The sequence below is a fragment of the Vibrio sp. 10N.239.311.G01 genome (genome assembly GCF_041465805.1).
Taxonomy (GTDB): domain Bacteria; phylum Pseudomonadota; class Gammaproteobacteria; order Enterobacterales; family Vibrionaceae; genus Vibrio; species Vibrio crassostreae_C.
Genome location: NZ_JBFSRM010000008.1, coordinates 157,532 through 177,848, shown reverse-complemented (window position 1 = coordinate 177,848; position 20,317 = coordinate 157,532). Strand labels below are relative to the sequence as shown.

Below are 20,317 nucleotides of genomic sequence, written 5' to 3'. Positions count from 1 at the left end.
CGATAAACTTAGATAAGAAACGTATGAACAGCTTGCGCGTCGCAGGCTGTTTTAATTTTGACTGTTCGTTATTTTAGCTTTAACGACCATCCTGCATTTTGCCAACGTTGTTGCTCTTCTCTGAGCTCATAATCAAGCAGTTGGTTTTGGGCCAACCAATCGCTGTTAGTTCCTTTCAATTCCCAGTTATCCTGTTGTTCAATCGTTAGAGTCACGTCTGGGGCCAGTGCTTGATTTCGCTGACGGTTGAGTAAGATAGCGAGTCTCAATATACGAATCAGCAGGGTGACTTGTTGCTGAGTAAACAGAGAAAGTTCCGGCAAATCTTGTAGTTTGAGCGCTTTTCTTTGATAGCGAACCAATGCTGATATAAGGCGTTGTTGCTCAGTATTAAAGCCTGGCATTGTCGTATGCTTAAGCAGATAAGCCGAATGGCGGTGATAGCCTTGGAATGCAATGCTTTGTCCTACCTCATGAAGTACTGCAGCCCAACCAAGCAGATCATACAGCTCATTAGTGACCGCAGTTGTCACTTGAGGCTGTACTTGTTTCAGCAATGAAAGAGCGAGCACTTTCACTTTCTCGCCATGAGTTACGTCTACATGGTATCGAGAGACGAGCGTTTCGGCAGTTCTTGTTCGAATATCAATATCTTTAAACCTATCCTCCATGTCATAAAGAACGCCTTCTCTCAGGGCACCATCAGAAAAATGTAACTCCTTGATGTCTAGCGTATCCATTGCTGCTGAAAGAATGGTGACGCCTGCAGCAAACACAGGCTTTCTCTCATCACTTAAGCCTGAAAGATTTACGGTGTTGGATGATGAAAACTCACATAAGTGATTCTTTAAATAGGACAGGCGTTGGGGCGTAATGAGACCATCGGTGAACCCTAAGCCAATGAGTACTTCTTTTATTGATTTCGTGGTACCAGATGAGCCAAAAGCGATTTCCCAAGGGGCTTTTGTGTATTCTTCAATCAATGGCATCAATAGACGAGTAGCTGCGGTATAAGCATCTGAGAAGTGTCGCGAAGTTAGCCCTTTGTCAGCAAAGAAACGTTGAGTGAAGTTGACGCATCCCATCGGTAAACTGCGCATAATTAGAGGAGTAAAGCCTTGTCCGGCGACGAGTTCCGTACTCCCTCCACCGATATCAATAACCAACTTAGATTCAGAAGCGGTTTGAGTGTGTTCTGCTCCGTTATAGATTATTCGAGCTTCTTCTTGACCGGAAATGATCTCTATTGGAAAAGGAAACAGTGGCTTGGCTTGCTCTAAGAAGTCTTTAGCGTTTTTGGCTTTTCTTAGGGTATGAGTCGCAACAACTCTGACATCATCAAGCTCAAAATCCGCCAGTCGTTCTGCGAACACCTTGAGGCATTCTAGGCCTCGCTCGATAGCGCTTTCAGATAGGACGTTACGTTCATCCAATCCATCACCTAATCTCACTTTCTGTTTGTGTCTGCTGACTAATTGCAGGTGTTGATCGAATACTCGGGCAACCACCATGTGAAAGCTGTTCGAACCCAAGTCGATAGCGGCAATACATCGAGAATGTTTGTTATCAATTAGCGGCATGATTTCTTCTCTTGTTTGTACTTCTTGCGAGCAAGTTTCTCCATACGTTTAATATAGTGGTAAGTGGAGAGTTGTGACGTCGGGTAATCAAGTAGGTTTGCTGGTGGTTGTGTGTAAGAGTTGCTCATCGCTTGGTCTAGCACTCGAGCTTTGTTGCTGTCATCGAAATGAAACTCGGTGATATCGATAATGGTTTGCTTGATCTTTGGATCTAAAATTGGAGCTGCAACTTCGATGCGGTGATCAAAATTTCGTGTCATCCAGTCAGCGGAAGATATATAGACCTTCGGCTTTCCAGCGTTACCAAATATCATCACTCTCGGATGTTCGAGGAAACGATCGACCACACTGACTATCTCAATATGATCACTGATGTGGGGTATGCCAGGGACAAGAGAGCACATGCCGCGAATGACCATTCTCACTTTTACATTGGCTTGGCTAGCCTGATAGAGCTTTTCAATGATCTCTCGATCGACCAAGTTGTTGAGTTTTAGAGTGATGCTTGCAGGTTTACCTTCTATCGCGTTTTGTATTTCATTATCTATCAATTGGTACAGACGTTTTCTAGTATTCTTTGGTGACACAATCAGTTGCTTGAACTGGGACTTTTGATAAGGGTTTTCAATATACTTAAAGACTTGTCTCACCTCTTGAGTCAAATCTTCATTCGCAGTGAGCAGAGAGAAATCGGTATACACGCGCGCTGTAACTTCATGGAAGTTGCCAGTGCCAATATGGGCATAATGCTCGGTATGCTTGCCTTCTTTTCGTTTGATGAGCAGCAACTTGGAATGGATCTTCAAACTTGGGATGCCATGGATGACTTTTACACCCGCTTCTTGAAGTTTCTTGGTCCATTGAATGTTGGCTTGCTCATCAAAGCGTGCTTGCAGCTCGACAACCACAGTGACCTTTTTGCCATTGTGCGCCGCATCGATGATCGAGCTGAGGAGTTTTGAGCCTTCCGCAACACGGTAAACGTTTATTTTGATGGAGGTTACCTTCGGGTCAAAGGAAGCCTGCCTAACCAGTTCAGTGATGTGACTAAAGGTGTGATAAGGATAATGCAGTAAGATGTCGCGAGCTTTGATCGCTTCGAAATAGTTTGGGTAATGGCTGAAATGCGCGCACTTAATCGCGGGTAGAGGACGATTAACTAAATCACGTCGGTTAAGGCTTGGGAACTCAGAGAAATGTTTGAAGTTATGATAGCGACCACCTGCGATGACACTGTCATAGTCAGACAGTTTAAGTCTGACTTGTAAGAAGTTGAGAATTTCAGTTGGCATTTCAGATTCATAGCTCAGACGTATCGGCAGTGCCGTTAAGCGCTGTTCTAAACCTAAAGACATCGATTCTAATAGGTTATTTTCATTGTCCTCTTGCAGATCATAATCGGCATCACGTGTCATTTTTATCGCAAAACAACGCAATGAGTCATACTCAAAGAATCCTTTAAGTAAGTCATCCAAACAAAATCGAACTATATTATCTAACAAGATCAAAGTTGTACGCTGCGAACCCGAAGTTTCCGGTAACTTAACAAATCGAGGGAGTGCTTCTGATGGGATTTCGAGTAAGACATATTGAGATGATGCATCACGCTCGATGTCGATGGCTAAGTAACTTTGTTCATCTTTGAGAATATTAAGTAACTGGCTATCTTCGTTCAAGAGAATCGGAGTTAAGTGTGGCAGCACTTTTTTCTTAAAGTACTTTTTTATCCAGCCACTTTGTTCTTCGCTGATTTGTTGTTCGTTGACCAGAAAAATACGATTGCGTACCAATTCCAATAGCAAGTCGTTATACAGTTCATGGAATTGAGCATCGAGCTTGCTTGCTTTGCTCTGCATTTTAGTCAGTAGGCTTTTCGGCGAGTTGGAGGTTAGCTGTGGATCTTGAAGTAAGATCTTTCGTTTCACGTCAGCAAATCGGACTTTGTAAAACTCATCGAGGTTTTTCGAGTAAATACCTAAAAAACGAACTCTTTCGATTAAGGGGACTGACTTATCTGCCGCTTCTTGGAGCACTCTTTCGTTGAAGGATAACCAGCTAAGTTCTTTTGTGACATAGTCTTTTTCCATCGAGATGATAATCCTTGAGTGCTGGCTATAGAGCTGATTACTTTAATTTAGAATGACAAAATTCACAAAATCTATGATCTTACTTTAAGAAATATGGTCAACAAACTTGTTATTAGTTTCAGTTGTTTAACGTAACTTGTAATATAATTGTCATCTAACGTACATATTATGTCAGTAGCTAAAAAAAGGTAGATAAACAGATGGCTTCAGCCCAATTTTCATTGAAAGAGCGTGACAAAAAAAGATGGTTGAAAGATCGTCTCGTCCGTTTTTCAGTGACATGTGGTGCCGTCAGTGTTCTAGCTGCTCTGGTATTGATCTTTGTTTACTTGGCGATGGTCATTTTACCGGTGTTTTCTGATACTGGTTTAGAGACAGACCAAGCCGTAAAGACCGTTGCTGTAGAAAAGCCTATCGCCTTATCTGTTGATGAATACGGTCAGCATGCATTTACTATCGAAAAATCTGGCTTGGTGCAGTTTTGGGATTTAGAGTCTCAAAATACACACTCTTACTTTGAGCGAAATGTTTTAGCCAATCCTGTTGCCTTCTCTCGAAATACCCCATCAGAAAACTGGTTTGCCTTTGCCGATAGTGCAAGCAACCTTACTTTTTTCTATCCTGAGTATAGTGCGCCTGTGCTGCAAAAGGGCAGTGAAGCCGATCCTAAAATTGAGCAAATCGATCTCCCAGAACCATTTTTAAATGATGAACCCTCAAATGGGGCGACGATCGACAAATTCGCGTTCTCTAAGAATGGACGTGGGATTACGGTTGCCGCGCAGTTAAGTGACCAACGAGTCTTGGTTAAGTGGTATCAGAGTGACCTTACTGGTCAGTATGTTTTTCAGAAGAGCCAATGGCTATCGGATAAGTTGGGCTTGCAGCAGCAACTGCTTGTCACACCTGATGGGCAAACCTTATACCTACGAGCACAATCGGATTTGGTTGTTTTGAAACTATCAGATAACGGTTTTGATGTTCGTGAAGTGATTGATCTTAGCTTAAATGATGCGAAGCATTCCGTGAAAAGCATCGATTTATTGTCTGGCGCATACTCGTTGTTGGTTACGCATGAGGACGGACAGGTTTCTCAATGGTTCGATGTACTCAAAGATGAAAAGCGTAGCCTGACCCATATTCGAGACTTCCAACTTGCTGAACAAGTGCAATTTATTCTTCCTGATACTTATAGAAAGGGTTTTTATAGCTTCTATAAGAACGGCACATTACAAAGCCACTATACGACCAGTGAAAAGCTGTCGCTGTTCGAGCGTGCATTTGATAAATCACCACAATTAGCGGCTATGTCTGCCAATGAACTGCATCTGGCGACGCTGATTGATGGCACCATCAGTGTGGCTAAGGTCGATAATGAATACCCACAAATATCATTCTCATCGCTTTGGCAAAAAGTCTGGTACGAAAGCTACCCTGAGCCACAATATGTTTGGCAATCAACCTCGGCGAATGATGACTTTGAAGAGAAATTCAGTTTAGTACCTATCACATTCGGTACTATCAAAGCAGCTCTGTTTGCGATGATGTTTGCCGTGCCGGTTGCTGTGCTCGGAGCTATTTACACCGCTTACTTTATGTCTCCACGCATGCGAAGAGTGGTGAAGCCTTCGATAGAGCTGATGGAAGCACTTCCGACCGTGATCATCGGATTCTTGGCCGGGCTTTGGTTTGCTCCAATCGTCGAGACGCATTTAACGGCCGTCTTCTCATTGATGGTGTTATTACCACTGAGCACACTGCTGACTGGACTTGTTTGGTTCTGTTTACCGAAGAGGGTAACGGGTCGCTTCTCTAATGGTTGGCATGCTCTGATATTGATTCCGGTATTGGTGATTACAGTGGTTGCGGTGTTTGCTGGTGGAAACAACATTGAAGCCTTGTTATTTGGTGGTGATATTCGTACCTTCTTGGCTAGCTATGGTATCGACTTTGACCAACGCAATGCGCTAGTGGTTGGTTTTGCTATGGGCTTTGCGGTCATCCCAACGATTTTCACTATTGCTGAAGATGCTATTTTCTCTGTACCTAAACATTTGTCTGATGGGTCATTAGCGTTGGGTGCGACGGCGTGGCAGACGCTTATTTATGTGGTGCTATTGACGGCGAGTCCAGGTATCTTTTCAGCGGTTATGATGGGCCTAGGTCGAGCGGTTGGCGAAACCATGATCGTCTTGATGGCGACAGGTAACACTCCAATTCTTGACTGGAATATTTTGGAAGGGATGAGAACCTTATCGGCAACGATTGCTGTTGAGCTACCAGAATCAGAAGTAGGCGGTTCTCATTTCCGCTTGCTGTTCTTGGCTGCACTCTTGCTGTTTATCTTTACATTCGCGGTGAACTCAGTTGCTGAGTGGGTTAGACAAAGACTGAGAGATAAATATCGTGCGCTGTAGTTTTAAAGGTTTGCCTCAATGTGTATCAATGGCTTTTAGTGGCTTGACTAGCGTGTCTCTTGATCTTTGCAGCTCCTTGATTTCAGCACGCCAAGAGCAAGGTCGATCATGATGAATAAACTGAAGTCATTATTATCTTGGGTTAAATCGGGCTCTCCGTGGATCTGGCTTACGGGCGGGGCGGTGAGCATCAGTATGCTTTCTGTTCTTGGCCTAATGCTGCTGATTGGTTGGAAGGGCTTAACCTATTTTTGGCCCGCACCTTTGTATCAATGGCAAGTTGACTCCAAAGACTTATCGCTAGTGGTCGATCTTGACGAAACCGTATCAAAACAAGATGTATTGGTTGGTCAGTTATATGAACGAAAATACATCCCGATAGAGCAAGTTCCACAAGTCCATGACCTTTTGTCTCCTCAAAATTTGTCGACTGGGCTGATACAGCGCTTAAGCATCAAAGTTGCTAACAGAGAACTGTACCCTGCGGACTTTGTTTCTATTCTGGATGTTAACTTACGTGAACCCACTACCCCGCTTGATTGGGTTGTGATTGAACGAAGTCGAGGTGGTTATTTCTTTGGTAAGCCGGTGGGTTTTAAAACCGCTTCTGGCACCTTTGATTCGAACATAGACCAAAAGCTCGAACAAGGCTTGGCGTTCGCTGATGCGCTACGTAAAGAAACGTCGCGTGTCGTGAACCAAGAAATTCGCAATATCAGCTGGCAATTGGAAAACCTGCGCTTAGAAAAGCGTAAGCTTGAACTCAATGAGTCAGTGAGCGATGAATACCTTAAAACCTATACTCAAACTAAACTGGAATTAAACCGCCAGTTAGGTGAAGCCGAAGTTAAGCTTGAGCACCTTAGAACGCAACTTAATGTCGAAAGCTTACTCGTTGAGGATATGACAGGCGAGCAGGTCGAGATTTCGCTAAGTCACATTCTGGATTATTGGTACCCAAATAATATGTCTTACCTAGAAAAGGTTGGGCACTGGGGCAAACAAGTTTGGAAGTTCTTATCAGAGAACCCACGAGACTCAAACTCTGAAGGCGGTGTGTTTCCTGCTATTTTTGGCACAGTACTGTTGGTTATTCTCATGTCGATCGTCGTGATGCCTCTTGGGGTAGTCGCTGCGATATATCTTCATGAATACGCAAAAAACAACGCACTAACACGTTTAATTCGTATCGCCGTGATTAACTTGGCGGGTGTACCGTCGATTGTGTATGGCGTTTTTGGTTTAGGCTTTTTCGTCTATACCATTGGTGGCTCGATTGATACGTTGTTCTATGCAGAGCGATTGCCAGCACCGACATTTGGTACGCCGGGTCTACTTTGGTCAGCACTAACCTTAGCGGTCTTGACGCTTCCAGTCGTTATCGTAACCACGGAAGAGGGCTTAACGCGTATTCCTAGTGCAGTGAGGCACGGTTCATTAGCGCTTGGTGCGACTCAATTTGAGACGCTTTGGCGCATTGTTTTACCGATGGCAAGCCCAGCGATTATCACTGGTTTAATTTTGGCAATCGCGAGAGCCGCGGGGGAAGTTGCACCACTTATGCTGGTGGGTGTTGTTAAATTGGCATCTAGCTTGCCAGTCGATGGTCAGTTTCCGTATTTACACTTAGATAGAAAGTTCATGCATTTAGGCTTTCATATCTATGATGTTGGTTTTCAAACCTCTAATATCGAAGCGGCACGACCTTTAGTGTATGCGACTTCATTTTTATTGGTTACGGTGATTGTTGGGTTGAACTTAACAGCCATCAATATCCGTAATAACTTGCGTGAAAAATACCGAACCTTAGGACAAGATTAGATGTTCTCGATTAATGAAACCTTGGGTTACCAAGCACCACTTGATGTTCACAATCTGAAGGATGAGCAAATTGCTATCTCGATCGAAGGGCTAAATCTTTACTATAAAGAGAGCCAAGCACTTGATGATATCTCGATGCAGATCCCGAAGGGGCAGGTGACGGCGTTTATCGGCCCTTCTGGGTGTGGTAAGTCGACTCTGCTGCGCTGCATTAATCGCATGAACGATCTTGTTGAAGGCTGTAAGGTTTCCGGGAAAGTGAAGCTTCATGGCAAGAACGTCTATCACCCTAAGGTGGATGTTGCGACCTTACGACGCCGTGTGGGTATGGTATTCCAGCGTCCAAACCCTTTTCCTAAATCTATCTATGAGAATGTGGTTTATGGCTTGAGGCTACAAGGCGTTAGCAACAGCCGAGACCTTGATGATGCGGTTGAACGCTCTCTGCGCGCTGCTGCGTTATGGGATGAAGTGAAAGATCGGTTGCATGAGAATGCTTTTGGTTTATCTGGCGGTCAACAGCAGCGTTTGGTTATCGCTCGTGCGGTTGCGATTGAGCCTGAAGTGCTGTTGTTAGATGAGCCGACATCGGCACTCGATCCGATTTCTACTTTGACGATTGAAGAGTTGATCAACGATCTCAAAACGCAATACACAGTGGTGATTGTTACCCACAACATGCAACAAGCCGCGCGTGTAAGTGACCATACTGCCTTTATTCATATGGGAAAATTGATCGAGTACTCAGATACGGACTCAATTTTTACGTCTCCATTGAAAAACCAGACGGAAGACTACATTACTGGTAGATATGGCTAACCCCTACAAAGGTGTCATCTAGAGCTAAGTCACTCTACAAAAATGGCTTTCTTCATTTCTTTCAAGGAGCAAGTATGCATTTCGGTCGCCACATTTCAGGGCAATTCAATGTCGAGTTAGAATCGATCCGTACTCATGTATTGACCATGGGCGGGTTAGTGGAGCAACAACTCTCGTTTGCAATGCAGGCGCTTCATAAAGACGATGTTGAATTGGCCAAAAAAGTGATTCGTGATGACCACAAAGTGAATGCGATGGAAGTGTCGATTGATGAGGCGTGTACTCGAATCATTGCAAAGCGTCAGCCGACAGCGAAGGATCTGCGTTTGATTATGGCGATCATCAAAACCATTACCGATCTGGAACGTATTGGCGATGTTGCTTCTAAAATTGCGCAAGGTGCTATTGAGATCCCTTCAACCAAAGAGCAAAAATTCCATGTTTCGTTAGAGCCTCTTTGCCGTCAGGCAATCACCATGCTTCACCAAGTGTTAGATGCTTTTGCTCGTATGGATGTTGATGCGGCTGCTGAAGTTCACAAACTTGATGATAAGTTGGATGCGGAATACGAAGCCGTTATTCGTCAGTTAATGACCTATATGATGGAAGACCCTAAGAACATCCCTAATATTTTGCAGGTGATGTGGTCAGCTCGTGCGATTGAGCGAGTGGGAGACCGCTGCCAAAATATCTGCGAATACATTATTTACTTTGTGAAGGGTAAAGATGTACGTCACCTCGGTGATCAAAGCCTTGATGACGCACTAAAATAGAGCTTATCTTTAGAAGCTAATAATGGCACCAAGATTGAAATTGACCGTTGTGTCGTAAGGCACAAAGGTTTTGTTGTGATCAAAAATATTCATATCAACACCAGCACGTAATCCAAGCATTGGTGTCGCTTGGTAAACGTAGGCACCACCTAGGCTTATACCATGTGTTGTTTTCTCTTCTACTTCGCCTGAGCGCGTTTTTGTACCGTCATAACTTGCCACACCAATCTCAGCCTGAAAGCCGTGGGTTTGGTTTCTTCCAAACATGTTTTGCTTCGTAACAGGTTTAAATCAAGAGAGCTGAATAAGTCTTTAGCCATATCTATCCATGAAAATTTTCTGCGCTATTAAATCTAATATACGTCAGTCAGTCAGTTAGATTAGTCAGCGAGGTTCTCTGGATTTATGCTGGCGACTATTGCCCTAAGCGGTGAGGGCGGCTCTCACATCAGATATCTTACTCGCATCTGTCACTGGGATCTGATAATCATCAATATTATCACTGCCCATTTGAGCTCTTGAGTTGTTTTCCATTAGACTCGGCCTTGTCGATTTACCTGAAAGGTGAAGAGCAGGTACTTGGGTAGCGCTTTGAATCATTTTGGCATTCGCAGCGTTAACGCCAGCCCCCGCCATGATATCAATTCGTCCATCGGCTTGTTTGACCATTGCAGCCAATACATCGATACCTTGCTCAGCATTAGCAGCAAGCCCTGATGTCAGGACTCTTTCGCATCCAAGTGTAATGATTTGTTCTAATGCTGCTTGGAAATCAGAGCTTTGATCGATGGCTCTGTGGAAGGTAATCCCAAGCTTTAACGAGTGCGCTTTGTCAGCCAGTTGTTGCATCTTTGGCATATCAATACTTCCGTTCGGCGCTAACACACCAAGTACGACCCCATCCAATCCTGCATTTGCGCAAGCTTCAATATCTTCAAGCATACAGAGCATATCGTCGTTATCGAAAATGAAGTCGCCTTGTCTTGGGCGTATCATAGCGTAGACCGGAACCGACGAAACTATTGCCGCTTGTTTCATCATTCCGAAGCTTGGAGTTAATCCGCCAAGTGCTAATGAAGAGCAAAGCTCAATTCGATTCGCGCCACCAGATAGTGCGGTATGAAGAGATTCTAAGTTATCGATACAGACTTCAATTTCGGTGTTCATCGTGTTTATCCGTTCAAAAAGATACTGATGAAATAATAGCAATCTAGGTGTGATTCTGAATAGATGGGGATAAGGGAAAATAGAGGTAAAGTTTAGGTTTATCGCTACCTCAATTATCTATTACAAGAGTCAGTCTAGGGGAGCGAGGAGGGGGGAAACAAAAAGCCCGAAGCGTTAACTTCGGGCTTTTAATAGGACTTTACTTCTTAACTGATTGGCGGTGCGCTTTGCGCTATTAGCTTATGCTTTATGTCTCTTTAAAGAGAATCTTCCAACCATTAACCCGCGTTGAGTTCGGGCTTAAGAGGTAATTACTTGCTTAGGTCGTCAGCGTGCTCAGATAGGAATGCTGCAACACCTTTTGGAGATGCGTCCATACCTGATTTGCCTTCTTCCCATTGTGCAGGACAAACTTCACCGTTCTTCTCGTGGAAGTTTAGTGCGTCTACCATGCGTAGCATTTCGTCGATGTTACGACCTAGTGGAAGATCGTTAACTACTTGGTGACGTACAAGGCCGTCAGCGTCGATTAGGAAAGAACCACGGAAAGCAACGCCTGCTTCTGGGTGCTCAACATCGTATGCTTTGCAGATCTCGTGCTTAACGTCAGCAATTAGAGGGTATTTAACTTGACCAATACCGCCATCAGCGATAGCAGTGTTACGCCATGCGTTGTGAGAGAATTGAGAATCGATAGAAACACCGATTACTTCAACGCCTTTAGCTTGGAAATCTTCAAGACGGTTGTCGAAAGCGATTAGCTCTGAAGGACAAACGAAAGTGAAGTCTAGTGGGTAGAAGAAAACTACAGCTTTCTTACCTTTAGTGAATTCTGCGAAGTTGAAGTTATCAACGATCTCACCGTTACCTAGAACAGCTGCTGCAGTAAAGTCAGGGGCTTGACGACCTACTAGTACCATTTTGGAATCTCCTAAAAAATTAGTTGGCCCAACACATCTTTGTTTGGGCTCCGTTTCTACGGGACAAACTATAGTACAATCGGTACTATAGAAAAAAGCGAATTAAATAGATTAAGTTAATCGAAAAAAGCGATAAGCTTATTCTTTGTCCTGTCCTTAGGTCGAATGACCTTTACATAACTTATCCTACTCATATTACAAAGTAATTTCATGAATAAATGGCCAAGTCTTAAGCAACTTCACTATCTTGTTACTCTTCACGAAACTCGTCATTTCAGTGATGCCGCAGATCGCTGTTTCGTCAGTCAATCTACGCTAAGTAAAGGCATTCAAAACCTAGAAGAGCTGATTGGTTGCCCGCTTTATGAGAAGAAAGATAAAAAGAGCCCGCTAGTTTTCACGCAAGCAGGTGAGCTGGTGGTCAAGCACGGTCGAGAGCTACTAGCGAAAGGACAAGATCTCGTAGAGCTTGGAAATCTATGTAACGGGGATGCGATGCAAGGGCAGCTGCGAGTCGGGTGTATTCCTACTATAGCGCCGTTCCTTTTGTGCGATTTGGTACAGGAAGCCAACCAGCGCTTTCCACAATTAAATTTGCTGTTACGTGAAGACACAACGACCAACCTATTGGCTGCGCTGCGTCATGGAGACTTAGATGTGCTGATTCTGGCTTTGCCTGTCGATATCGACAATATGGAAAGCCAAGTTGTTGGGCAAGACCCTTTCCGGATGGTGATCAGTCGCAATCAAGCTGATGGTATTCGCGTTCCGATTAAATACGATGACCTGCCAGACGAATCTGTATTTTTGTTGGAGAACGAGCATTGCTTAACCGAGCATGCTGTGTCGGCTTGTAAGTTAACGGATAAAGAGAAGATCAACCCGTTCACTGCGACGAGCCTTCACACATTGGTGCAAATGGTGGCCAATGGTTTAGGAACCACCTTTATTCCGCAAATGGCGATCGACCACGGTTTATTGGAAAACCAGAATCTCGTTGTGATCGATCCTCCTGGTCAGCAGGCCTACCGAGATATTGGCCTTGTCTGGCGACCAAGCTCTTCGCGTCGTGAGACATTCCATCAATTAGCGGATGTGGTATCTGAGCTTCTATAATAATCCGCTGCGACAACAATCCCTCTGAGCGGCTGAATTGGCCGCTCTTCTTTATATCAATCCCGAGCGTTACTCTACTTCTGCTTCTTCTGGCTCTACTTCTTCTTGCAGCTCCAGTAAATTGATCGCTATCGTGACAAAATCGCTGTCTGTAATAATGCCTACTAGTTCGTGGTTTTCTACGACAGGTAAACAGCCCACTTTATGTTTCTGCATGTAGATAGCCGATTCTTTTAATCCTGCACGCGGCTCTACCGACATAACACTTTTGTGCATGATGTCGTTGAGGGGAGTAGCAAGAGTAAAAGCTTGAGCTTGTGGGATGTTTTGTAGGCTGGATTCTTGAGCGGCGAGAACGTCTCGTTGTGTGACGACACCTAGTAGTTGCCTGTCGGAATCGACGACCGGAATATGGCGGATATCAAGTGCTTCCATCATGTGCTTAGCATCGGCCAGTGAGTGTGAGCGCAATAGGGTATGAGGGTTGCGAGTCATCATATCTTCAACCTTGATCATACGAACCTCCTTCTTTTTTATTTGTTGCTATTACTATAGTTTTTTATCCAAAAAATAACTGAGATCTGACGCATTCTTGGGTGAGTTTTATGCAACTAATTCTTTAGCTTGAGGAGGTGAATCAGTCGCATTATTTTACGCCTCTTTACAATAATCCAGTGCTGTAAACCTTGCTATTGCGGCTCGTGTGCCTATACTAGCCCACTGCGAAATTTTTAGTCGTGTTTGCGATGTGTTTCTGGTAACGATTGACTTACCGTAACGATTATCCAGCAACTACGATTTATGATTCGTCAACGGCACAAATCTCATCAACTAAGACAAGACTAGACACATGCAAGTTTCAGATTTTCACTTTGACCTACCAGATGAACTCATTGCTCGCTACCCTCAAGAGGAGCGTACAGCAAGCCGCCTGCTTAAATTAGATGGCAACAGCGGTAACCTAGCTGATGGTTCGTTTAAAGACGTTTTAGACTTGGTTGAGCCAGGCGATCTTGTTGTTTTCAATAACACTCGAGTGATTCCAGCTCGTGTATTTGGTCGCAAGGCATCAGGCGGTAAGCTTGAAGTGCTGGTTGAACGTATGCTTGATGAGAAAAGCATTCTTGCGCATGTTCGTTGTTCTAAATCACCGAAGCCGGGTACCAAGTTGTTCCTTGGTGAGAACGATGAATATGAAGCTGAAATGGTGGCGCGTCACGATGCGTTATTCGAAATCCATTTCACATCCGATCAAAGCGTTTTAGAGATTCTTAACAGTGTTGGTCACATGCCACTGCCTCCTTACATCGATCGTCCTGATGAAGATGCAGATAAAGAGCGCTACCAGACTGTCTATAATGAAAAGCCGGGTGCGGTTGCAGCGCCAACAGCAGGCCTTCACTTTGATGACAAGCTAATGGCCGACATGAAAGAAAAAGGTGTTGAGTTTGCTTACGTGACGCTTCACGTTGGTGCTGGTACGTTCCAGCCAGTAAAAGTAGATAACATCAATGATCACCACATGCATGCTGAGTACGTTGAAGTGCCGCAAGAAGTGGTTGACGCCGTAGCTGCAGCAAAAGCTCGTGGCGGACGTATTATTGCTGTTGGTACAACATCAGTACGCTCACTAGAAAGTGCAGCGCAAGATGCATTGAAGAAAGGCACCGAGCTCGTTCCTTTCTTTGGTGATACAGAAATCTTCATCTTCCCTGGCTATGAATACCAGTTAGTGGATTGCCTGATTACCAACTTCCACTTGCCAGAATCAACACTGATTATGTTGGTGAGTGCATTTGCTGGCTACGATAATGTGATGGGCGCTTACGATCACGCCGTGAAGAGCGAATACCGTTTCTTCAGCTACGGCGATGCGATGTTCATCAATAAGAAAACGAGCTAACTTAAGCTGGTTTAAGCGATACAAAAATTTACGGGTGCTAGCAGTAAGCTAGGAGTCGGGCAGGGTGTCTGTCTAATCTCTCGCAAGGAATACGCGACCGCTCCTCATAGAACCCACTAGACTGAACTTTTGTTTGGCCTAAGGTTCTGAATTAACAGTCAGATTGTTTCTCTGGCATATTGGAGGCTTCGTGAAATTAAAATACGAACTTAAAAAAACTAATAGCGGCGCACGTCGTGGTCAACTTCAGTTTGAACGCGGTACCGTCGAAACCCCAGCATTCATGCCTGTAGGTACTTACGGTACTGTTAAAGGTATGACACCTGAAGAAGTAAAAGACACAGGTGCTGAAATCCTATTAGGTAACACATTCCACCTATGGCTACGTCCTGGTCAAGAAATCATGAAAATGCACGGTGACCTGCACGATTTCATGAACTGGCACGGTCCTATCCTGACTGATTCAGGCGGCTTCCAAGTATTCAGCCTAGGTGCAATGCGTAAAATCACTGAAGAGGGTGTTCATTTCCGTAACCCTGTAAACGGTGACAAGATCTTCATGGACGCTGAGAAGTCTATGGAAATCCAAAAAGATTTAGGTTCAGACATCGTAATGATCTTCGATGAGTGTACGCCTTACCCAGCGACACACAAAGAAGCAAAAGACTCCATGGAGATGTCTCTTCGTTGGGCTGAGCGTTCACGTAACCACTTCGACAAACTTGAAAACCCGAACTCACTGTTCGGTATCGTTCAAGGTGGCGTGTACGAAGACCTTCGTGATGTATCCGTTAAAGGCCTAACTGAAATTGGTTTTGACGGTTACGCAGTAGGCGGCCTAGCAGTAGGCGAACCAAAAGAAGATATGCACCGCATTCTTGAGCACACATGTCCTCAACTGCCAGAAGATAAGCCACGTTACCTAATGGGCGTAGGCAAACCGGAAGACTTGGTTGAAGGTGTTCGTCGTGGTATCGACATGTTTGACTGTGTAATGCCAACGCGAAATGCACGTAACGGCCACCTGTTTGTGACTGAAGGTGTGATCAAGATCCGTAATGCGAAGCATAAAACCGATACAACACCACTAGATTCAGAGTGTGACTGTTACACTTGTAAGAACTACAGCAAGTCGTACTTACACCATTTGGATCGTTGTAACGAAATCCTAGGTGCTCGACTGAACACGATTCATAACCTGCGTTTCTACCAACGAGTAATGTCAGACATTCGTCAGTCTATCGATGAAGACCGCTTTGAAGAGTTCGTTGCAGAGTTCTACGCAAGAATGGGGCGTGAAGTGCCACCACTAGGTAAAGAATCTTAGTATTTCTTTTTTGCGAGCCCTATCTCTCTTCCGAGTGATGGGGCTTGAAAATAAAGGGATGCGACCCAATTAGACAAACAATTACGAAAATATAATAGAGGATGTTTTAAATGTTTATTTCTCAAGCTCACGCAGCAGTAGAAGGTGCACCAGCAGGCGGCGGTTTCGAAATGCTTATCATGCTAGGTATGTTCGCTGTGATCTTCTACTTCATGATCTACCGCCCACAAGCTAAGCGCGTAAAAGAGCATAAGAGCCTTATGTCTTCTATGGGCAAAGGCGATGAAGTTCTAACAAGCGGCGGTCTAATCGGTAAGATTACTAAGATTGCAGAAGACAGCGACTACGTTGCTATCGAACTGAACGCAAACAACGAAGTTGTTATCAAGAAAGACTTCGTTACAGCAGTGCTACCAAAAGGTACTCTGAAATCACTATAAACAGCTAGAGGATCCTCGCTGTGCTAAACCGTTATCCGTTATGGAAGTATTTGATGGTGGTGTTTGCCATCGCTATCGCCGCGTTGTACGCACTTCCGAATATATACGGTGAAGATCCGGCAGTTCAAGTTACAGGGGCGCGTGGCGCCTCTGTAGATCTGTCTACGCTGGATGCTGTCACCAATGCTCTGGAAGCAGAGAACCTTTCTACTAAATCCGTTGCTCTAGAAAACGGTTCCATTCTTGTTCGCTTTAACGATACAGATACGCAAATTAGTGCCCGTGATATCATCACAGAAGCATTAGATGAAGATGTAATCGTTGCTTTAAACTTAGCGGCTTCAACTCCTGATTGGCTTGAATCTATTGGTGCTGCACCAATGAAACTTGGTCTTGACCTACGTGGTGGTGTTCACTTCTTGATGGAAGTGGATATGGACGCTGCGATGCAAAAGCTGGTTGGCCAACAAGAAGAAGCGTTCCGTAGTGAACTTCGTGAAGAGAAAATCCGTTACCGTGCAATTCGCCCGTCTGGTAAAGATGCGGTTGAAGTGATTCTACGTAACGCCGAGCAACTTGCTGAAGCTAAATCGCTACTGCAATCTAAGCACCAAGACATGACGTTTGTAGATTCTGAATCTAATGGTCGTTTTTCTTTGGTTGCTAGCTTCACAGAGGCTCGTCTTCAAGAAATCCGCAACTACGCGGTAGAGCAAAACATTACCATTCTACGTAACCGTGTAAACGAACTTGGTGTTGCTGAACCTTTGGTTCAACGTCAAGGCTCTAGCCGTATCGTAGTGGAGTTGCCTGGTGTTCAAGACACGGCTCGCGCTAAAGAAATTCTTGGTGCTACCGCGACGCTTGAGTTCCGTGAAGTGGATAGCAGTGCTGACTTAGCCGCTGCCGCTTCTGGTCGTACCCCTGCGGGTAGCGAAATCAAGCAAGATCGTGATGGTCGTCCTGTGGTACTTAAGAAGCGCGTTATTCTAGGCGGTTCAAGTATTACTGATGCAAGCTCAAGTGTTGATGAATATGGTCGCCCTCAAGTTAACATCTCGCTAGACAGCGAAGGTGGCAGCAAGATGTCTGCGTTCTCTCGTCAGAATATCGGTAAGCTAATGGCAACGGTATTTGCAGAGTACAAAGACAGCGGTCGTAAAACACCGGAAGGTCGAGTTATCTTGAGTAAGCACGAAGAAGTGATTAACCAAGCGACGATTCAATCTGCACTTGGTCGTAACTTCCGTATTACTGGTATTGATTCAACAGCTGAAGCTCATAACTTGGCACTTCTACTTCGTGCTGGTGCATTGATTGCGCCTATCTCGATTGTAGAAGAACGTACCATTGGTCCATCTATGGGGCAGCAAAACATCGATATGGGTATCATGGCGATGGTTTGGGGTATGGCTGCGGTTATGTTATTCACGCTGCTTTACTACCGTAGCTTTGGTCTGATTGCGAACGTTGCGCTAATGGCTAACTTGGTGTTGATTATCGGTGTGATGTCGATGATCCCGGGGGCTACCATGACCCTGCCAGGTATTGCCGGTATCGTATTAACGGTCGGTATGGCGGTCGATGCGAACGTTCTGATCTTTGAGCGTATACGTGAAGAGCTTCGAGATGGACGCAGTCCACAACAAGCGATTCACCAAGGTTACGCGAACGCATTCAGCACAATCGCCGATGCCAACATCACCACACTACTAACAGCAATCATTCTATTTGCTGTGGGTACGGGTGCTATCAAAGGCTTCGCGGTAACGCTGTCTATCGGTATCTTGACTTCAATGTTTACAGCTATTATCGGAACACGTTGTATCGTGAACCTGATGTATGGCGGCAAACGCGTTAAGAAACTGTCGATCTAAGGCTAGGAATTAATATGTTTCAGATTCTAAAAGCAGAAAAAATGATCGACTTTATGCGTTGGTCAAAGGTTGCCTTTGTATTCTCTATCTTGATGATTGGTACTGCTATCTTCACCTTAACAACGAAGTCGTTGAACTGGGGTTTAGATTTTACCGGCGGTACGCTGATTGAAGTGGGTTTCGAGCAACCAGCAAACCTACCTGACATTCGAAGTGCACTAGAAGCTGAAGGCTTTGGTGATGCTACGGTTCAGAACTTTGGTTCTGCGCGTGAGGTAATGGTTCGTCTACGTCCACGTGACGGTGTTGCAGGCGAAACGCTTGGTAACCAGATCCTGACTGCAATTAAAGATGGTACTGGTGAGCAAGTTGAAATGCGCCGTATCGAGTTCGTTGGTCCAAACGTGGGTGATGAACTAACAGAAGCTGGTGGCCTTGCTATTCTAGTTTCTCTTATCTGTATCTTGATCTACGTGTCAGTGCGATTTGAATGGCGTTTGGCTGCAGGTGCTGTATTAGCCCTAGCACACGACGTTATCATCACACTAGGTGTGTTCTCTCTAATGCAAATTGAGGTAGACCTTACTATCGTAGCAGCCTTGCTTACGGTGGTCGGTTACTCCCTCAACGATACCATAGTGGTATTTGACCGGATTCGTGAGAACTTCCGTAAGATGCGTAAAGGCGAAGCACCTGAAGTACTGAACAGCTCAATCACACAAACATTGAGCCGTACATTGATCACTTCTGGTACAACGTTGTTCGTGGTTATCGCTCTGTTTGTACAGGGTGGTGCTATGATTCACGGCTTCGCGACTGCACTTCTATTAGGTATTACAGTGGGTACTTACTCTTCTATCTACGTTGCATCAGCACTGGCTATGAAGTTGGGTATCACGCGTGAACACCTAATGCCACCACAAGTGGACAAAGAAGGTGAAGAGTTTGACGAAATGCCTTAGGCCTAAAACCTAACAAGTTTCGCTAAACCAAAAAAAAACCGCTAGGCAACTAGCGGTTTTTTTATATTTGTATTTTATAGGTAAGCTTGTGCTATCTAAGGGGCTTTTTAGCATTTACCAATCCGTAAATCACTATCAAGTGAGGGGCTAAATGCAACTGATAGGGTAAGTGATTTGTGCTCACTGTACTAACCGTCGTCTTGCTCGTATCTCGTACCGCAGATACAAAAAAGCCCCGCGGATAGCGAGGCTCTTCATTAAATTTTTTGCCCTTAACTAAAGAGCATTAACGTAAGGTCTGAATTACTTCAGCATACCTTCGTTAGAGTTCTCGCGAACGTGCTTAAGAATAGACTTAACACCACGTGCACTTGAAGCAACAACATTACCAGACGTCATGTAGTCAGTGCCGCCAGCAAAGTCAGTCATGATAGCGCCAGCTTCACGAGCGATTAGATCGCCAGCAGCTAGATCCCATGGCTTAAGACCAAGTTCTAGGTAACCGTCAACACGACCAGCCGCTAGGTAACATAGGTCAAGAGCTGGAGAACCAGTACGACGGAAGTCAGCGCAATCTACGAATAAAGCTGAGATGATTTTCATGAAAGATTCAGAGTGTTGTTTTTGCTTGAATGGGAAACCAGTCGCTAAAACAGTACCTTGAAGGTCTTTAAGTTGAGTAACACGCATACGAGCGTTGTTAAGTTGAGCGCCAGCGCCACGTTGAGCAGTGAATAGCTCGTTTAGCATTGGGTCATAAACACAAGCAACTTCTGTACGACCGTTCATACGAACAGCAATAGATACAGAGAAGTGAGGGAAACCTTTTACAAAGTTGTTGGTGCCATCTAGTGGGTCAACGATCCATTGTACGTCAGAGTCTTTACCTTCAGTCAGGCCTGACTCTTCAGAAATAATGCTGTGCTCTGGGTAAGATGATTTGATTGTCTCAATAATCATGTACTCAGCTTCTTGAGCAATGTTAGTAACGTAATCGTTGTTACCTTTTAGAGATGTTTCGATCTTATCAGTTGTTTCAAGAGATTTAGCAATATGGTTGCCAGCTTTACGCGCAGCGCGTATCGCAATGTTTAGCATTGGATGCATA

General features: G+C 44.6%; 16 protein-coding genes and 1 pseudogene. 10 read left to right on the top strand and 7 right to left on the bottom strand.

Going from position 1 to position 20,317, the window contains the following annotated elements; genetic code table 11:
* Positions 1–68 precede the first annotated feature (68 nt).
* Both ppx and ppk1 read right to left on the bottom strand, forming a co-directional pair.
* Positions 69–1,580 (bottom strand): exopolyphosphatase, encoded by a 1,512-nt coding sequence (ppx, locus tag AB6D06_RS09135; RefSeq protein ID WP_372100251.1) that lies wholly within the window; start codon positions 1,578–1,580, stop codon positions 69–71.
* Complete coding sequence (gene ppk1 / locus AB6D06_RS09130; RefSeq protein ID WP_372110137.1) at positions 1,571–3,667, bottom strand: polyphosphate kinase 1; 2,097 nt, start codon at positions 3,665–3,667, stop codon at positions 1,571–1,573. Before ppk1 ends, ppx begins: the two co-directional genes overlap by 10 nt.
* Before the next feature lie 200 nt (positions 3,668–3,867).
* On the opposite strand from ppk1, the gene AB6D06_RS09125 reads away from it, so the two are divergent.
* The 4 genes from AB6D06_RS09125 (at position 3,868) to phoU (ending at position 9,497) form a co-directional block, all read left to right on the top strand.
* Positions 3,868–6,084 (top strand): ABC transporter permease subunit, encoded by a 2,217-nt coding sequence (locus AB6D06_RS09125; RefSeq protein ID WP_372110136.1) that lies wholly within the window; start codon positions 3,868–3,870, stop codon positions 6,082–6,084.
* Between the two features lie 111 nt (positions 6,085–6,195).
* Complete coding sequence (gene pstA, locus AB6D06_RS09120; protein ID WP_029235348.1) at positions 6,196–7,905, top strand: phosphate ABC transporter permease PstA; 1,710 nt, start codon at positions 6,196–6,198, stop codon at positions 7,903–7,905.
* Positions 7,906–8,724 carry a phosphate ABC transporter ATP-binding protein PstB gene (gene pstB, locus AB6D06_RS09115; protein ID WP_009848269.1) on the top strand — a complete coding sequence of 273 codons (819 nt, stop codon included), beginning with the start codon at positions 7,906–7,908 and terminating at the stop codon, positions 8,722–8,724.
* Between the two features lie 74 nt (positions 8,725–8,798).
* Positions 8,799–9,497, top strand: a complete 699-nt coding sequence (gene phoU, locus AB6D06_RS09110; protein WP_009848270.1) for a phosphate signaling complex protein PhoU — start codon at positions 8,799–8,801, stop codon at positions 9,495–9,497.
* 9 nt (positions 9,498–9,506) lie between these two features.
* On the opposite strand, the pseudogene AB6D06_RS09105 reads toward phoU, so the two are convergent.
* From AB6D06_RS09105 to AB6D06_RS09095, 3 genes and pseudogenes are all read right to left on the bottom strand, one after another.
* Positions 9,507–9,770, bottom strand: a pseudogene (locus AB6D06_RS09105) (hypothetical protein); the annotation flags it as partial.
* Positions 9,771–9,920: 150 nt separating this feature from the next.
* Positions 9,921–10,664 (bottom strand): copper homeostasis protein CutC, encoded by a 744-nt coding sequence (locus AB6D06_RS09100; protein WP_372110135.1) that lies wholly within the window; start codon positions 10,662–10,664, stop codon positions 9,921–9,923.
* Positions 10,665–10,975: 311 nt separating this feature from the next.
* On the bottom strand, positions 10,976–11,584 hold the full coding sequence (locus tag AB6D06_RS09095) for a peroxiredoxin C (RefSeq protein ID WP_017062526.1): 609 nt from the start codon (positions 11,582–11,584) through the stop codon (positions 10,976–10,978).
* Positions 11,585–11,794: 210 nt separating this feature from the next.
* Here AB6D06_RS09095 and AB6D06_RS09090 point away from each other — a divergent pair, with 210 nt between their 5' ends.
* Positions 11,795–12,700 (top strand): hydrogen peroxide-inducible genes activator, encoded by a 906-nt coding sequence (locus tag AB6D06_RS09090; protein ID WP_017062525.1) that lies wholly within the window; start codon positions 11,795–11,797, stop codon positions 12,698–12,700.
* 69 nt (positions 12,701–12,769) lie between these two features.
* On the opposite strand, the gene AB6D06_RS09085 is transcribed toward AB6D06_RS09090, so the two are convergent.
* Positions 12,770–13,216 carry a CBS domain-containing protein gene (locus AB6D06_RS09085; RefSeq protein ID WP_372110134.1) on the bottom strand — a complete coding sequence of 149 codons (447 nt, stop codon included), beginning with the start codon at positions 13,214–13,216 and terminating at the stop codon, positions 12,770–12,772.
* A 334-nt stretch (positions 13,217–13,550) separates the two neighbouring features.
* Between AB6D06_RS09085 and queA the strand changes: the two genes are divergently transcribed.
* From queA to secF, 5 genes are all read left to right on the top strand, one after another.
* A complete protein-coding gene (gene queA / locus AB6D06_RS09080) occupies positions 13,551–14,603 on the top strand; it encodes a tRNA preQ1(34) S-adenosylmethionine ribosyltransferase-isomerase QueA (RefSeq protein ID WP_017062523.1) in 1,053 nt (350 codons plus the stop codon).
* A gap of 190 nt (positions 14,604–14,793) precedes the next feature.
* Positions 14,794–15,930, top strand: coding sequence for a tRNA guanosine(34) transglycosylase Tgt (gene tgt / locus AB6D06_RS09075; RefSeq protein WP_017056177.1), 1,137 nt, complete (start codon positions 14,794–14,796; stop codon positions 15,928–15,930).
* A 110-nt stretch (positions 15,931–16,040) separates the two neighbouring features.
* Positions 16,041–16,370 carry a preprotein translocase subunit YajC gene (yajC, locus tag AB6D06_RS09070; protein WP_004735087.1) on the top strand — a complete coding sequence of 110 codons (330 nt, stop codon included), beginning with the start codon at positions 16,041–16,043 and terminating at the stop codon, positions 16,368–16,370.
* 20 nt (positions 16,371–16,390) lie between these two features.
* The gene (secD, locus tag AB6D06_RS09065; protein WP_372110133.1) at positions 16,391–18,247 is read left to right on the top strand and encodes a protein translocase subunit SecD; all 1,857 of its coding nucleotides are present in this window, start codon (positions 16,391–16,393) and stop codon (positions 18,245–18,247) included.
* A gap of 14 nt (positions 18,248–18,261) precedes the next feature.
* The gene (gene secF / locus AB6D06_RS09060) at positions 18,262–19,209 is read left to right on the top strand and encodes a protein translocase subunit SecF (RefSeq protein WP_016788422.1); all 948 of its coding nucleotides are present in this window, start codon (positions 18,262–18,264) and stop codon (positions 19,207–19,209) included.
* 303 nt (positions 19,210–19,512) lie between these two features.
* Here secF and suhB read toward each other — a convergent pair whose 3' ends face one another.
* On the bottom strand, positions 19,513–20,316 hold the full coding sequence (gene suhB, locus AB6D06_RS09055) for an inositol-1-monophosphatase (RefSeq protein WP_010440508.1): 804 nt from the start codon (positions 20,314–20,316) through the stop codon (positions 19,513–19,515).
* Position 20,317: the final 1 nt, after the last annotated feature.

What these genes read in the sequence shown, in the direction of transcription:
- yajC (WP_004735087.1), top strand. Translation starts at nt 16,041, where the DNA reads ATGTTTATTTCTCAAGCTCACGCAGCAGTAGAAGGTGCACCAGCAGGC.
- pstA (WP_029235348.1), top strand. Translation starts at nt 6,196, where the DNA reads ATGAATAAACTGAAGTCATTATTATCTTGGGTTAAATCGGGCTCTCCG.
- queA (WP_017062523.1), top strand. Translation starts at nt 13,551, where the DNA reads ATGCAAGTTTCAGATTTTCACTTTGACCTACCAGATGAACTCATTGCT.
- AB6D06_RS09125 (WP_372110136.1), top strand. Translation starts at nt 3,868, where the DNA reads ATGGCTTCAGCCCAATTTTCATTGAAAGAGCGTGACAAAAAAAGATGG.
- secF (WP_016788422.1), top strand. Translation starts at nt 18,262, where the DNA reads ATGTTTCAGATTCTAAAAGCAGAAAAAATGATCGACTTTATGCGTTGG.
- AB6D06_RS09095 (WP_017062526.1), bottom strand. Translation starts at nt 11,584, where the DNA reads ATGGTACTAGTAGGTCGTCAAGCCCCTGACTTTACTGCAGCAGCTGTT.
- AB6D06_RS09085 (WP_372110134.1), bottom strand. Translation starts at nt 13,216, where the DNA reads ATGATCAAGGTTGAAGATATGATGACTCGCAACCCTCATACCCTATTG.
- suhB (WP_010440508.1), bottom strand. Translation starts at nt 20,316, where the DNA reads ATGCATCCAATGCTAAACATTGCGATACGCGCTGCGCGTAAAGCTGGC.
- pstB (WP_009848269.1), top strand. Translation starts at nt 7,906, where the DNA reads ATGTTCTCGATTAATGAAACCTTGGGTTACCAAGCACCACTTGATGTT.
- phoU (WP_009848270.1), top strand. Translation starts at nt 8,799, where the DNA reads ATGCATTTCGGTCGCCACATTTCAGGGCAATTCAATGTCGAGTTAGAA.
- AB6D06_RS09090 (WP_017062525.1), top strand. Translation starts at nt 11,795, where the DNA reads ATGAATAAATGGCCAAGTCTTAAGCAACTTCACTATCTTGTTACTCTT.
- ppx (WP_372100251.1), bottom strand. Translation starts at nt 1,580, where the DNA reads ATGCCGCTAATTGATAACAAACATTCTCGATGTATTGCCGCTATCGAC.
- AB6D06_RS09100 (WP_372110135.1), bottom strand. Translation starts at nt 10,664, where the DNA reads ATGAACACCGAAATTGAAGTCTGTATCGATAACTTAGAATCTCTTCAT.
- ppk1 (WP_372110137.1), bottom strand. Translation starts at nt 3,667, where the DNA reads ATGGAAAAAGACTATGTCACAAAAGAACTTAGCTGGTTATCCTTCAAC.